This window comes from Bacillus sp. 1735sda2 (genome assembly GCF_024159245.1).
GTDB classification, from domain to species: Bacteria; Bacillota; Bacilli; order Bacillales; family Bacillaceae; genus Bacillus; species Bacillus pumilus_O.
This window is the reverse complement of sequence record NZ_JAMYWZ010000001.1, coordinates 3,921,040-3,936,248: the sequence shown is the minus strand read 5'-3', so window position 1 is coordinate 3,936,248 and position 15,209 is coordinate 3,921,040. Positions and strand designations below refer to the sequence as shown.

Annotated in this window: 13 protein-coding genes; 8 read left to right on the top strand and 5 right to left on the bottom strand. The window is 38.6% G+C overall.

The annotated features are described in order from the left end of the window. Positions 1-88: 88 nt before the first annotated feature. A complete protein-coding gene (locus tag NKR21_RS20540) occupies positions 89-394 on the bottom strand; it encodes a nucleotide pyrophosphohydrolase (RefSeq protein WP_144457285.1) in 306 nt (101 codons plus the stop codon). Next, a complete protein-coding gene (locus tag NKR21_RS20535; RefSeq protein WP_144457283.1) occupies positions 387-2,033 on the bottom strand; it encodes a DUF2075 domain-containing protein in 1,647 nt (548 codons plus the stop codon). Before NKR21_RS20535 ends, NKR21_RS20540 begins: the two co-directional genes overlap by 8 nt. 141 nt (positions 2,034-2,174) lie before the next feature. On the opposite strand from NKR21_RS20535, the gene NKR21_RS20530 reads away from it, so the two are divergent. Then, positions 2,175-3,047: a LysR family transcriptional regulator gene (locus NKR21_RS20530; protein ID WP_253602564.1), complete on the top strand. Its 873-nt coding sequence runs from the start codon at positions 2,175-2,177 to the stop codon at positions 3,045-3,047. Positions 3,048-3,090: 43 nt separating this feature from the next. Here NKR21_RS20530 and NKR21_RS20525 read toward each other — a convergent pair whose 3' ends face one another. Further along, entirely contained in the window at positions 3,091-3,987 is an 897-nt protein-coding gene (locus NKR21_RS20525; protein WP_144457281.1) for a PhzF family phenazine biosynthesis protein, read from the bottom strand. A gap of 242 nt (positions 3,988-4,229) precedes the next feature. Between NKR21_RS20525 and NKR21_RS20520 the strand changes: the two genes are divergently transcribed. Continuing rightward, positions 4,230-6,413, top strand: a complete 2,184-nt coding sequence (locus NKR21_RS20520) for an Ig-like domain-containing protein (protein WP_144457279.1) — start codon at positions 4,230-4,232, stop codon at positions 6,411-6,413. 81 nt (positions 6,414-6,494) lie between these two features. Next, complete coding sequence (locus tag NKR21_RS20515) at positions 6,495-7,505, top strand: hypothetical protein (RefSeq protein ID WP_186299655.1); 1,011 nt, start codon at positions 6,495-6,497, stop codon at positions 7,503-7,505. A gap of 49 nt (positions 7,506-7,554) precedes the next feature. Here NKR21_RS20515 and NKR21_RS20510 read toward each other — a convergent pair whose 3' ends face one another. Next, the gene (locus NKR21_RS20510; protein ID WP_144457277.1) at positions 7,555-8,265 is read right to left on the bottom strand and encodes a GntR family transcriptional regulator; all 711 of its coding nucleotides are present in this window, start codon (positions 8,263-8,265) and stop codon (positions 7,555-7,557) included. Between the two features lie 185 nt (positions 8,266-8,450). On the opposite strand from NKR21_RS20510, the gene bglA reads away from it, so the two are divergent. After that, a complete protein-coding gene (gene bglA, locus NKR21_RS20505; RefSeq protein ID WP_119125629.1) occupies positions 8,451-9,890 on the top strand; it encodes a 6-phospho-beta-glucosidase BglA in 1,440 nt (479 codons plus the stop codon). A gap of 155 nt (positions 9,891-10,045) precedes the next feature. Continuing rightward, positions 10,046-11,026 (top strand): restriction endonuclease, encoded by a 981-nt coding sequence (locus tag NKR21_RS20500; RefSeq protein ID WP_012011853.1) that lies wholly within the window; start codon positions 10,046-10,048, stop codon positions 11,024-11,026. Between the two features lie 4 nt (positions 11,027-11,030). Here NKR21_RS20500 and NKR21_RS20495 read toward each other — a convergent pair whose 3' ends face one another. Then, positions 11,031-11,192, bottom strand: coding sequence for a hypothetical protein (locus NKR21_RS20495; protein WP_012011852.1), 162 nt, complete (start codon positions 11,190-11,192; stop codon positions 11,031-11,033). 161 nt (positions 11,193-11,353) lie between these two features. Between NKR21_RS20495 and NKR21_RS20490 the strand changes: the two genes are divergently transcribed. The 3 genes from NKR21_RS20490 to NKR21_RS20480 all read left to right on the top strand — a co-directional run bounded on the left by NKR21_RS20490 (position 11,354) and on the right by NKR21_RS20480 (position 15,168). Next, positions 11,354-12,589: a TerD family protein gene (locus NKR21_RS20490; protein WP_144457275.1), complete on the top strand. Its 1,236-nt coding sequence runs from the start codon at positions 11,354-11,356 to the stop codon at positions 12,587-12,589. A gap of 438 nt (positions 12,590-13,027) precedes the next feature. Next, positions 13,028-13,642, top strand: a complete 615-nt coding sequence (locus tag NKR21_RS20485; RefSeq protein ID WP_119125627.1) for a hypothetical protein — start codon at positions 13,028-13,030, stop codon at positions 13,640-13,642. 332 nt (positions 13,643-13,974) lie between these two features. Next, entirely contained in the window at positions 13,975-15,168 is a 1,194-nt protein-coding gene (locus tag NKR21_RS20480) for an MFS transporter (RefSeq protein WP_012011849.1), read from the top strand. Positions 15,169-15,209 lie beyond the last annotated feature (41 nt).

Here is a 15,209-nt window from a genome sequence, read left to right as displayed (position 1 = left end):
ACAAATATGTTCTTAAAGTATAATGAAATGAAGAAGAGAGGTAGGGCATTACTCTTCTTCATTAATTAGTAGAACGAATCATGTTTCTTTACTTTTCAATGGGGTACTTCTCTCCATTTTTTATTAATTTTCCTTCAATTATTTCTTTCACATTTAGATGAAGATCTGAACAAAGCATAAGAGAATATATTAAGATATCTGCTATTTCCTCTTTGATATTTTCTTCGTTGGCCTCAAGGGCTTCTTCATTACTTTTCCATTGGAAGTCTTCAAGCAGTTCAGCTGCTTCTATCGAAATTGAGATGGCCAAGTCTTTTGGATTATGATATTGTCTCCAGTTTCGATCATCTCTAAATTGGTTAATCGAATGTATTAATTCTTTGATCTCAGTCATATTTGCCTCCCTCATTTAACTCTTGTAATTTCCTTCTCAATTTTTCATCTGTTGCATAAATGTAAAGACCGTAGATGCCTCTTTTCATCAGAACGTTAATTGAGTTTAGTATAATCTTTTCTTTTGCCTGTTTGATTTCCTCTTCTGACATGTCACTTCTGGATGTGAATGCACCTGTATCTTTATAATTTGACGTGTCAATGAGAAGTTCATCCTTTTCTTCATCATAGCTGATAGAAGGGCCAAGTATGACGCCGACATAATTTAAATCAAATCCTTGAACTGTATAGATTGAGCCCACTTCTCTAACTGAATCTGCATGTTCAGCCCATGTCCATTTATCATTTGTAAAATTCCATGGCATATTGATACCGTCTTCATCTACAATATAGGCAGCTCCATCTTTTTTATGTAAAAAGTCAAAGGTAGATACAATGCGGGATAAGCCTACTTCATTATCTTTTTCTTGAATGGCAGTTTTAAATTGATTAGGATTCTCAAAAATTTTGAGTTCGAAAGATTCTTGTTTTTTAGGCAGAGTTAATAATCGTTTTGAGACAAACTGATCAATCCATTTCAACGTTTCAGTATCAGCATGCATACGCATCTGTTCTGTAAGTTTCACAGTCTTGGCATGGTATCTGTTTGTTATTTCCTCGAGTAATTTTTCATTCCAGTAGCTCTTAATTTTGAGTACCTGTTTTGGATCAAAAATGACAATGGTAATTTTACTTCGTTTGATAATCTCCTCTAGTTGGTTTTGATAATGGAAGTTATTGTACTTATCATCTTTTGTTAATAAAAGGTGGGCTTCATCAATTAATACGATGTCAGCCATATCACCTGACTTTGTCATCTGATTGATAAACGAGGTTGGTCTCATAATTTGTTTCTTCTTCAGATTTGGCAGACTTTTTGCGATATTTTGATATGTTTTAAGCATTTCCGCATGATTCACAAGTAAATAATTATTCTTTTTGTTTAAGACAGATTCCATATCATTTGATAAGTCTTGAATCGTATTAAAGAGAGAACTTAGTAAAACACTCTTCCCAGTTCCTGCATCACCCTCTATCGAAATCACATGGTGACCGGACTGTTTGATATGTTCTTTACAAAAAGATAAGATTTCATTTTTAATTTCTACTTGTTGAGGTGATAATTCTTTATAGGGAGATAGTTTATAAATATCTCTATTTTTTAATGCATCAATTGAATGAGTAACGATCTCCTCTTTTTGAAGTTGCGTCCATATCTCATTAAAGACAGATTCATTGTAAAAGTCTTTCTGATAATAATGGTGCATCTCCCTCGATCGCGTCTGGCTAACATTTTTTAATTGAAAACGATTTTCCGCAATAAAGTAGTTTATGAGATTTGTCTCAATATTATAAGAGGCAGATTGATGAAAGCGTTCATGTCCGATCAGAAGGGTTTTGGTTAGTTTATTCTTATTCTGGTCTTTCAAATGATCTTTCAAACGCCTGCTAGCTTGGACTGACTGACCTATATAAGCAGATGGTCTCTTCTTTTCATCATAAAGAATATAGACAATAGGTTGATTATGAAATACGGTGGTTCGTAAAGATTGAATTTGATCTGTCATAAAATCGCGTTTTTCAATAAAAAGTTCACTCATTTAGCAAGCCCCTGTAGTCTTTTTGCCTATTATCGTATCATAAATTTAGCAAAATATCTCAGTGATTATAGGTGGATATTGAATTCCTCGACAAATTAGACATGTTGAGTTATTTTTCAATTTACAATATGAAAATACGAGGTGAGCACACTGATCACATTCCAATACAAAGTATTTCTAACAGTCGTCGAGTGCGGCAGTTTTACAAAAGCCGGGGAAAAGCTTGGTTTGACGCAGTCTGGAGTCAGTCATAATATTGCGAAGCTTGAGTCGGAATTAGGGGTTGTGCTGCTTCGGCGAAATCGAAACGGGTTGTCGTTAACGGATGCAGGTGAGCGGGTGATGCCGCATATTCGGCAAATCATTCATCATGCGTCATTACTTGAGCAGGAGGCGGCGCTAATTCAAGGGATGGAAGTGGGGAGTATCAAGATCGGAACGTTCTCTAGTTTTTCTTCAAAAATGCTTCCGCAGCTGATCCACCTTTTTATCAAAAGGTATCCCAATATCCAAGTAGAGTTATATGAAGGTGGTTATGAGGAGATTGAGGAATGGATTGCGTCTGGCACGATTGATGTTGGTTTTTTAACGCAGCCATCGAGAGAATTCGAAACCATTCCACTTTTCCAAGATGAATTGGTGGTGCTCATGCAAGAGGATCATCGCTTCAATACGAAGAAAGTGATAGAAGTTGACTCGTTACATGATGAATCATTCATTATGCCCAAGGCAGGTTGTGACCTGCTCATTAAGAAACTATTAAAAGAAAGAGGCGTGAAGCCTCATGTTTTATTTGAAATTGGAGACAACAATACGCTCATTTCGATGGTTCAAGAAGGGCTCGGAGTGACCATCATTCCGACATTAATTTTGCCGCCGCAGATGTCTCATACGAAAGTGATTCCACTTGAGACAAGCGTATATCGTGAAATCAACTTGGCGTTCAAGTCATTTAAAGTAGCATCGCCATCGGCCAAAAGATGGATCGAAGTCGTCAAAGATCATTTTAAGTAAATTCAGCTTGAACGAGATGTCTCCCATTCAAGCTGATGATTTATTATATGGTCAACACGCCGCGAATAGTGATAACCGCTGATCCTGCCACTTTGATCACAGGTTTTGATTCGTTCGGAATAACCGTAATGCGAAGGATGCCGGGTCTGCCAATGGCATCCCCTTGAGCAATGTTCAGACGAGTGGTTTCTTGCTGAGAAATGATACCCTCTACATAAAGATAACCAGCCAATGCCCCGTTTGCTGCCCCCGTCACCGGATCTTCGGGTATCCCAATCCCAGGTGCAAAATCCCTCGTGTAAAGATCAATTTCTTTTGCGGTATGAAATGTATAAAGGTGAGTCGTTGTGATATTCTGCTCTTTATTCATTTTCCCTAAAGCCGCTAAGTTCGGTGCCGCTTGGTCAATGTCCTGTTGGTGCTTCATCGGAACGAGAAGATGCCAGTTTCCGGTGTTTGCTAATTTGATAGGATAAGATGGATCAATGCGATCACTGCTCACACCAATCATGTCACTAAGCTCTTCTAAATCGATCATAAAATCTCGCGTTTTCGGCGTCACCTGCGACATTTCCACATCGATGACTTTGCCATTTTCTTCGTGCCATACAACAGGAACATGGCCAATCTTCGTTTCTAACACGACCCCTGTTTTCTCTTTTGCCAGCCCAAGCTCCGTCGCTAAAAGCCAAGTCAATCCAACAGTCGCATGCCCGCAGAAATTGACCACCTCTGTCGGTGTGAAGTATTTGACCCGATAATCAGCTTCTTTATCATGTGCAGGCAGCAAGAAGACAGATTCAGGTAAGTTCAACTCTTTGGCGATATTCTGCATCTCATCCTCCGTTAAAAGATCACCATCCAACACGACCCCAGCAGCATTCCCTCCAAATTTTTCAGTTGTAAACGCATCGACATGATACACCCTAATGTCTCTCATATAATGAATCCTCCTATAGAATCTTGTTACGTTTATCATAAGTTTGATCATTCCATTCGTAAAATGAATCTTTTTGATACTTTAAATCGGAAGTGTTCATGTAAGGGAGCGAAATTCACAGTATCTATTAAAATAGTAATTAGATAAGCCTTTAGTCACATTATTAACTCTTGTGCCTACATTGGATGAAATGTATAATATTTGTATATTAAAACATTAATAGGAAAAGAGAGGATATCTTTATGAAAATAGTCCTGAAAATAGTAGTTTCTATTCTTTGTATGATGATGTTAACTTTCAATATACAAGAAAATGTGAGTGCCGCAGAGGGTGGAACGAAAACAACAGTTGATCGTTATCAATATGGTGATAATTATCTGACAGGTAAAACAGCGCCAAACGCAATCGTTGCATTCGTAGATTGGGGTGTTCCGAGTAACTGGAAATCTAAATATATGCACTATGCAAAAGCAGATAGTAACGGAAACTTTAAGTTGTTTTCTTGGAACATTAGTTCAGGCCAAACGGTGGGGTTAGATACGTACGACCAAAATGGGACAAAGCTTTCTTCAAACAAAGTGTATGTATTCAAGGAATCGTTTACCTCATTAGATCCGATATATGATACTTCTCAGGAGCTAACTGGGAAAACTGTGAAGAACACAAAAGTAGAGGTCATGAAAGATGGCAAAGTGATTGCATCAGGCACATTCAATGATGCCATTCAATTAAAGCTGCCTGCCCTAAATGCAGGCACATTCCTAACAGTGAAAATGACGACTGGCAGCAATATCGACGTTTACAAAAAAATTGTGAATCCTAAGAAAATCTCACTTATTCCTACGACGAAATGGTCGAAATCAGTGAAAGGCCAAACGGGAATTCCTTATGCAAAGATCGTCTTTAAAAATCAAAAATCAGGTGACATCATTCAATCGATGACTGCAGATGGTGATGGCAATTTTGAATTGAGTGTGGACAATAACACAATAAAAGCATTGGATCAAAGTGAATTTCAAGTGATGGAACCCTCTTATGATAATGCTTTGTATGAGACCACTTTCCGACTTAGATCAACCGCTCCGACGATTGATCCATTTACTCAGCTTTCTACTTCAGTAGCTGGGACCGCAACTCCTAAAAGTATGATCAATATTTTAGATGGAGAGGGGAGAGTCATTGGGGAAGGTCAGACAGACGCTAATGGCGTCTATGATGTTCCTGTTTCAAAGTTAATCGGTGGTGACTTAATTACAGTCAAGTCGTTCATGGCAGATAACCCGAATGAAACGAATCAATCTCAGGAAGATGTACAGAAAGTTTTTGTGGAGGAAATCGATGACTCAAGTGATACCATTAACGGCATCAGTACGTTTGGTGATCAAGCTGTTGTAGAGGTGCAAACTGATTCAGCGAATAACACAATAAGAGCAATGTCAAAACTCAGTTCAAGTATAACGAAAAAGAAATATGGACCGTTTGCCATTACTCCGGGGAAAAACTTCAAATTAAAAACAGGGAAATTAATGAAAGGATCTAAAGTAACCATCACGTTGCAAAGTGGAAAGAGAAAGGTTGCCCTGCCAGCTGTTACCGTTAAAAAAGTTGTCACATCCCCACTTCTATCATCTCAAGTGAAGGTGACAAACAACAAAGGCAAAAACGATACAGTGACGATAAAAGGAATCAAAAAACAATCCGTCATTAAAATCTTTAAACAAGCTTCTGGTGGAAAAGCAATTGCTCAACAGACTGCATCTAGCTCGAACGTGACGATTTCCTTGAAGCAATTAGGCCAAACAAATGGAACACTTTATATCAGTATGAAAGAGCCTAGTTTAAAAGAGAGCAATCGAGTATCGATTCGTTATCAGGGTGAAAAATCAGATGTTTTAAAAGCCAACCAAGTCAAAATCAATAATCTTAAAAATAAAAAAGACGTCATTACAGTGAGTAAGATCAAGAAAAAAGATGTCATCAAAGTTTATTCAACAAATGGAAAACTACTTGCCACATCAAAACCAGCGAACAGTTCATCTATCAAGCTGTACGTTAAACAAGTAGGGGCTAAGAGCGGTAAAGTGTATGTGACTCGTAGCGGAGATAAGATGCTGGAAAGCGGAAAGCAAGCCATTTCTTTTAAGGGTGAACCATCTGCTGCGCTAAAAAGCAATCAAATCAAAATCGTGAACAACAAGAAGAAAAAAGACGTTGTCACGATCAGTCAATTAGCGAAACAAGATGTGGTCAAAATCTATCATTCATCAGGGAAGCTGATTGGAAAATCAACGGTTTCTAAAGGCAAGACTGTGAAAGTCACTTTTAAACAACTTGGTGCCAAGGGTGGAAAGCTTTACTTCACCGTCACTGGGAAAGGCATGTCAGAAAGTAATAAGACAGTAAAGAAGTTTCAAGCTGAAAAGTAGTGTGCTCAATCGCCATTCATTTAGGGTGGCGATTTTTAAAAAGCTAAATGATACAAATTTCATTGATAGGAGCGTGTTTTTTTGAAAAAAATAAAGATTATCATTTCAATGGCTGTCATCTTTTTCTGCAGTATATGGTCTACTACTGTACAGGCTCAATCAGGATATTTCAATACGTATACAACGTATTCTGCAATGTCTGGTTCTGGGTTTTACACTTCTATGCAAGGGATGGCTGTAGATCGTAATAATAATACGATTTATTCAGCAAAAATAAATACGTCAAATCATCTGACACAATTGTACTCGACAAAAATGAACGGCTCGTCCAGCAAAAGAATGGTTAAGCTTCTTAAAAACTCTGACACCAACAGTACTATCAATGATTTAGGACATGCGAATGACCTAGCTGTGAAAGCTAAGAAAGGTGATGAACAAGTTAGCTTGTATGTAGCGCCGATGACCGATGGTGTAAAGTATGTAAAAAAAATAGTGAAGTTAAGTGTGAACACGAAGAAAAATACGTACAAAGTGGCTAAATCCTATGTCCTGCAGTACCAAGGGGCGAATTTATCAATTAGTGGCATCACATATTCTGTAGGAACCGATAAGTTTATTGTAAGGTCTGGCAATCGCTTTTTTATTGGGAATTTTAATGACAAAAAAGGACAGTTTGAATATGAGGCAACATTTGCATTAAATTATACAAAAGCTGTCGTAAACCGATCAGTGGTCGATGTGTCCAAATACATTCTTCAAGGAATCTCATTCTACCAAGGAACATTATATGTGCCTTTATCTAAACCGGATACTAACGGAGGAGCTTCTAATGTGAGTGTTATTCTCACATATCCGCTAAATATTAATCAAATGATCAAAGAGCAAAAGGAGACAGCTACAAAGGATTTTTCAAAAGAATTGTTTACGAGAAAAGATCTTTCATTCCGAATTACGAGCAGTGCATTTACTCTTTTTGAAATAGAAGCTGTCGATTTTGATGACGGAACATTATATTTTAATACGAATCGTGGTAAAAAAGGAACACAAGAAGATATGATAGCAACGTTTAATGACTATAACTATTACAAATAAATTGTCCACTTTAAAAGACCCCTTAGCCATGAGGGGTCTTTTCCATCCATCACCCATAATAATTATTCGCCTGAATAAAAAACTGGGATTGCATGTAGTTATATGTGATTTTTGAGAAGTCGAAAGGCTGGCCGTTTGTGAGATGAAAGACGGTTTCGACGCGGAGAGCGGGGTCGTCTTGTTTAAGGCCGAGGTGTTTTGCTTCGGTTTCATTCAGTTTTCCTACTTGTAAGTACATATCCGAGAAGCCGACTTTGAGCCCGAGGCCTTCACTGATAAATTTAAAAACAGAATCGGCGGCAATTTCTGTGTTGAGATAGGGAATGATGGTTTTTCGGTAATAGGATTCTTCTAGACATAAGGTTTGTCCATTGATATAACGGGTGCGTTTGAGATAAAAAACATCCTCATCTTCTTCAATATTCAAATTAAGCGCTGCTTCTTCGGGCGGTTTGATGGTGTCTAGCATTAAAAGCTCTGAAGTCAGTTGAAATTCCTCTAAATCTTTTTTAAACCCTTGGTTGGATAAAAGACTGATGTAGCCTTTGCGTCTGTGTCTTCGAACAAAGATGCCGCTGCCCCTCACTTGATAGATAATTCCTTTTCTTTCGAGTAAGTCTAATGATTTAATAATGGTGCTTTTGCTCACAGCAAATTGGCTCATGAGGGTTTCGAGTACAGGAAGCTTGTCTCCTTGCTGTAGCTCATGGGTGACAATATATTTTTCAATATCGCTCGCAATTTGTTGATACTTTAACATAGCTATTCCTCTTTGTTTTCACGATTTATTGTCTTTGATTATAGCACATACCGATTTTTCTTTGATATGCTAAATGAAATTATATATGTATTGATAAATTGTACCGGTATAATTATAATGTACATATACTAGTAGTGATACAGCCAATGGACGTCATGATAACAATTGTGAAATAGGAGGAATAGATAATGACATTACCAAAAGATTTCCTATGGGGCGGCGCATTAGCTGCACATCAATTTGAAGGTGGATGGAATGAAGCAGGAAAAGGTCCAAGTGTTGTGGATGTAATGACAGCCGGAGCCCATGGAGTGCCGAGACAAATTACGGAGACGATAGAAGAAAGCAAATTTTATCCGAACCATGAAGCAATCGATTTCTACCATCGTTACAAGGAAGATATCGCGATGTTTGCCGAAATGGGCTTAAAATGCCTTCGTACATCCATTGGCTGGAGCCGGATTTTCCCAAAGGGAGATGAAGCGGAACCGAATGAAGCTGGTTTACAATTCTATGATGATGTATTCGATGAACTGCTCAAGCATGGCATCGAGCCTGTAATTACACTGTCTCACTTTGAGATGCCGCTTCATTTGGCAAGAGAATACGGCGGATTCAGAAGTCGAAAAGTGGCGGAATACTTCGCGAAATTCGCTGAAGTGTGCTTCAATCGTTACAAGGACAAGGTCACGTACTGGATGACATTTAATGAAATCAATAACAAAATGGATGTCAACAACCCGCTGTTCCTATGGACAAACTCAGGAGTATCTATCAAAGAAGGCGAAAATGCCAAAGAAATTATGTATCAAGCAGGACATCATGAATTACTAGCAAGTGCATGGGCAGTAGCAAAAGGCAAAGAAATCAATCCTGCTTTTCAAATTGGTGCAATGGTATCTCACGTACCAATCTATCCGTATTCCTCAAATCCAGAGGACGTCATGCTTGCTGAAGAATATATGAGACAACGCTATTTCTTCCCAGACGTACAAGTTCGGGGCTACTATCCAAGCTATGCACTCAAAGAATTCGAACGCGAAGGCTATCAAATTCCGTTTGAAGAAGGCGATGAAGAAAGCTTAAGAAAAGGGAAAGTAGATTATCTTGGCTTTAGCTACTACATGTCGACGACGGTTAAAAGTGATGCAGTGTCTGATAACGACGGAGACATTGTCAACGGAGCCCTTCCGCATGGAGTAGACAATCCTTATATCAAATCAAGTGACTGGGGCTGGTCCATTGACCCGACAGGCTTAAGATATACGCTGAATCGTTTTTACGATCGCTATCAAATCCCGCTCTTTATTGTTGAAAATGGATTTGGTGCCATTGATCAAGTGGAGGATGACGGTTCCATTCATGACCCAGAACGAATTCAATATCTCGCTTCTCATATCGAAGCACTGAAAAAAGCCATCGAATACGACGGTGTTGACCTGATTGGCTACACACCTTGGGGTATCATTGACATCGTGTCTTTCACAACAGGTGAAATGAAAAAACGCTACGGCATGATCTACGTTGACCGCGACAACGAAGGCAACGGCTCAATGGAGAGACTCAAAAAAGATTCGTTTACTTGGTATCAAAACGTCATTGCCACGAATGGTGAAGAAGTGTAATAAAGGAAAAAATAGAAACCCGAATGAGCGTGGTATATGCTTGTTCGGGTTTTTGCACTCTTTCGGAAAAATTGGTGTGTCTATCCTTTTTTTCACTAGATAAAAGTCTTATAATTTAGTAAGAAAGAAGAAGAGTGGAATAGGAGAGATCATAAATGACGAAATGGTGGATGATTCGTGCAGGCGACCAGAATGATTTAATTCCGATGTGGGAAGAAAAAGGCTTAGCATCAATCGGTTGGCCGAAATTAGGTAATCCAAAACAATATCAAACAAAGCAAGAGATGAATGCCCGAGCTGATGTCATCTTTGCCGAGAGCAAACCTTTTACGAGGAGAAGCTGGGTTAGTCAGGTATGGAGGTTTAGTAGAGAAATTCAAAAGGGAGATCGAATTATTACATACATAAAAGAAAGCCGTGAATACCGAGTTGGTACGGTGACTGCTCCACATTTTTTTGATGAAGCAGCAGGGGATAAAATGTATCCAAATCATATTCAAGTCAACTGGGAACCAATCGCAGTGAAACGAGATTCTCTTAGCCAATCAGCTAAAAACAGCCTCGGTTCTATATCCACAGTTTTTCGTGTAGATGATTGGGGAGAAGAAATTGAACGCCTACTGAAAAACCCTACTTCTATACCGGCATCCGAAGATGAAACCGAAGAAGATGAAATTATTGAAGATTTAGTCAGCAAAGCAACTGTGATGATTGCAGATAAGGTGGATAAATTAGACCCGTGGAAGATGCAAGACTTAGTCGGGGGCCTACTGCAAGCCATGTCATACAATGTTCGTGTAAGTCCAAAAGGTCCTGACGGCGGTGTAGATGTATTAGCTTATAAAGATGCATTTGGGTTTGAAAAACCTATTATTAAAGTACAAGTCAAGCATCGAAAAACTTCAGCTAGTGCACCAGAAGTGCAACAACTATTAGGAGCCAACCCCATGAATGCAAATAGTTTATTTGTTTCTACTGGCGGATTTACCTCTCATGCAAAAGCTGTTGCAAAACATAATGAAGTTCATCTATTGGACTTAGAAGAACTCGTCAATCTTATTGTACATTGGTATGAGGAAATGCCAACAGAGACAAGATCTTTATTACCTTTGAAAAAAGTGTATGTGCCAGAGTAATTTTTTATTGTTTAAGTTTTATTAATGCCTGAATACAAAGAAAAAAGAGAGTAATGACGACAAAATAGTTCATTGGATTTTGAAAGATCTCCATGTTCAAGGATATTTGAAGAAGAATCCAAAGGACGAATATGACCATAACAACAGGAATGATTTTTTTATACATATTGATTCTCCTTTTGAGAGTGGTTTGTTTTTAGTTAGCATTGTCTCATATCGCTGCAGTGGTTGAAAAGAGATAAAGAAATGAATAGGTTTCATTACATTATTTGGTATAATTGATCTATAAAAACGTTAAATGGTAGATAAAGAATAGGAGTTGTTGTAATGAATCACACTCTGCAAATGGGAGCCAATACCGTACTAAACTCTCCAAAGGGGCAGGTATCCATCAGCTATGAAGGATCATCTGACATTGATATTTCTTTAACGGCATTTCTTTTAACAGATTCGGATCAGGTTGAAGGAGATCATGGCATTATTTTTTACAATCAACCAGAGAGTGCTTCAGGTGCAGCGGCACTTTTACCAGCAGATGTATCAGGTCAGTTGAAAAGGCATCAATTGAATTTTGATATGAGCAAAGTGCCAGCTGGAATCACAAAGATGGCTATTACATTAACAGAAGATCAAGGAACAGGCTTTTCTCAAGTGAAGCAATTGCAAGCAGAAATTCGAACAGACGACGAAGTGTTTTATCTAACACCAGTAAACTTTACGAATGAAAAGGGCATTGTCGTAGTGGAGCTGTATATAAGAAATGGTGATACGAAGGCACGATCAATCTGGCGGGGATTCGATTCTGGGCTGGAAGGGCTATGCAAGCTTTATGGTGTGGAGGTTGAGCCAGATGAACAGGAGATGTCTACACCACTAATGGCTCCTGAAAAACAACCAATTGATGATCCTGCTCAAACGAAGGCAACAGCTAAAGAGCAAGTCGCTGCACCTATCAGTTTAGAAAAAGTTCAAGGTAAAATAAGTCTAGACAAAGGTCATAAACCGATCATCATTGAGAAAACGCCTGAGATCACAGCGACAGTATCTTGGGAGTCTGGCACCGATTATGATATTTATGCATTGGTCTACACAAAGTCAGGAAAGCAAGTAGATGTGGCTATGTTTGGTGCGAAAGGAATTCCTGCTCTCAAAAGTTACGGCAACGGAGCTGTTGAGCATATGGGAGATGTCGGTAGAGACCATGAATCAATGAAAACAGAAGTGATTAAACTTCGGTTAAATGATGATATCCTTGCTGTCGTTCCAGTCGTTTATTCTGCTCAATCAAACGGGACAGGTTCTTTTTATAGATATAGAGTATCTATGAGTATCGATAATCATCAAGGAACGTCTGTGACGATTCATTCCAAACATGCCAATGACAATGATCGTATTTATTCTTGTGTGCCAGGTATGCTTCAAAATACAAATGATGGTGTAATCATCCGCCCACTTGAGCTTTACAGCAAACCAAACTCTGAGCGCAGACCGAAATTAAAAATGAAGTCTTCTAATGAAATTGAGGTATTGATGGATAAAGGACCTGTCAATGATTACAAATAAAACGGATGTATGGCTATCTCCAAAAAGGTGACTTCTATGAATAATAAGTCTAAAAAAATTGAAACTCTAAAAAGAAAAAGCAGAAGAAAGCACTTCATGAATGAAGCTATATGACACTTCCAGAAAACGCATTTTTATTGGATTATGCATAGAACGAACGGAATATTATCATGAGCTAAGTATTTGGGGTGTGTAAGAAATAACAAATTTGGGTGCACAGTTTGCATAAACCATAGCTTTTTTATTTAACTTTTGCTTGAATAGTCCCAAAGTTATATTTTTTGGTTCGATTAAACAATTATTTGAGTACAAATATCTAATTTTTTGTTAAAAATTTCTTCTGCCAACCGATATAGATATTATCATCCAAAAATGTTCGTTTCAGGAAATTGAATTTGTGATGAAACACTATATCGTTATGAGGGAAGGAAGTTTAAAATGAAGTTTTTAAAGAAAAGTTGGAAGTATATTGTAGTAGCCATTGTTGCTATGTTTATCGGATCGGCAATGTCTGGTTCCTCACCATCAAAAGCAAGTGAAAAACTAAAGAAAGAAAACGAAACTCTGCAGAAAAAAGTAGATGAGTTAGCTCCATATGCAAAGTTAGCCGAAGCTGATGCAAAAGAAAAAATGGAGAAAATAGAAAAGAAAAAAGAAGAAGAAGCAAAAGCTAAAAAAGAAGAAGAGAAAAAGAAAGAAGAATTAGCAAAGAAAAAAGCTGAGGAACAAGAGAAAAAGGGTTACGATACTGGTATCACTTACGATCAATTGGCTAGAACACCTGAAAAATATAAAGGAAAAAAAGTGAAATTTAAAGGTGAAGTTGTCCAAGTCATGGAAGGTGACGGTACGACAGAAATAAGAGTAGCTGTAGATGAATATTACAATGATATTGTTTATGGCGCTTATCAAGCTGATCTCGTTAAATCGCGAGTCTTAGAAGGAGACGTAATTACTTTTATGGGTACTTCTGAGGGTGTCATTACATATGAATCCACGACAGATGGTAATATTACAATTCCAAGCGTAAATATTGAGAAAATCGAGAATTAAGGTTTTCTATCGAACACTTAAAAAGTTTTTACTTGGATTAAGAGTCAACCGTCAAAGTTGGTAGACGATCAAAAAGGAGTGGACACCTGCCACTCCTTTTTTTGTATCAATTCCTCTCAAATTTAAGCAATTCACTATCATTACCTTTCACATTCATATAAAATAAGATCAGTGAAAAATTGAAGAAATGCTTGATACATGAAGGGCATGTAAGCGGTGAGCTGCATGACATGATGAGATGTATGAACGTGAAGGCTGTAAAGCTGTTCTTCCTCACATATAAGATCTATAAATGGTCACTTCATTGCGATGGTGTTGAGGGGTGTGTCAGGATGAGGAATCCGTATGTGAGAACGGCTTCTAGTCTATATATGAATTACTTTTTATTAGGTATGGTCAATATCATTTTGGCTTCCAATATGCCATTTTTAATCAAACAGTTAGATACAAATAGTGCAGGAATTAGTTATATGATTTCGGCTCTTGGCATTGGTAGGGTGCTCACGTATGGTTTATCGGGTGTTCTATCAGATCGTTTTGGGCGAAAGCCTGTCATTTTGGTTTCGGGTGTGCTGATGGCTGTGTTCCTCATCGGAATTCCGTTGTCTCCAAATTATCAAATCGCGTTTGCATTTGCCATTTTGGCAGGGGTCGCGAATTCGGCAATGGACGCAGGAACGTATCCTGCATTAATGGAGGCTTTTCCGCAAAACTCGGGATCTGCGAATGTGATGGTGAAGGCCTTTATATCCATTGGGGCAACTATTTTGCCACTTGCGATTTTCTTTTTGGCAGAGCATGATTTGTTTTATGGAATGGCATTTTTTGTTCCTGCTCTGATCTATCTTGTGAATGTCTTGATGCTATGGACCTTGCCATTTCCAAATCATCGCAAGGTGGAACAAGTCCAGGTAACGGAGCAGGACGGACTTCCGCGCTTCTCGACAGAGCCTACATTTTGGAGAGAAGGGGTGGCGCTCATTATGATCAGCTTTACGTCAAATGGGTTATATGCGTTGCCGCAAATATGGCTTCCTACTTACGGTGAGGCCATATTGGGTATGACATCGGGCAGTGCTGTGAAACTGCTCAGTTACTATAGCATGGGCGGGCTGCTGTCTGTCGTGATGCTCGCATTTCTGTTGCGCCGTTTTGTCCGTCCGGTCACTGTGCTGCTGATCTATCCAATCATTACACTAGTTTCTATTTGTGTACTCTTGGTCGTGAAATCCCCGGTCATCGGAACCGTCAATGCTTTTATATTGGGATTTTCAACAGCAGGAGTTTTTCAGCTGACGTTAACTGTGATGGCTGAATTTTTCTGGAAAAACAAAGGGACGATGACAGGGATTATTTCCACAGCGGGTGGCGTGTCGGCTATCGTCATCCCAGTCGTAACAGGCTTAATTCAGAGTCACTCGTCCATTTTACAAATCTTTATGTTCGATGCAGTTGTGGCTGTTGCGGCCATTATCGGCGCATTGTATATCCTGTATCGATACCGTCAAATCATGGTACATGATTAAAAAAAGACGACCCCTGTCGGAAATCGTCTCAGCGTGAAGAC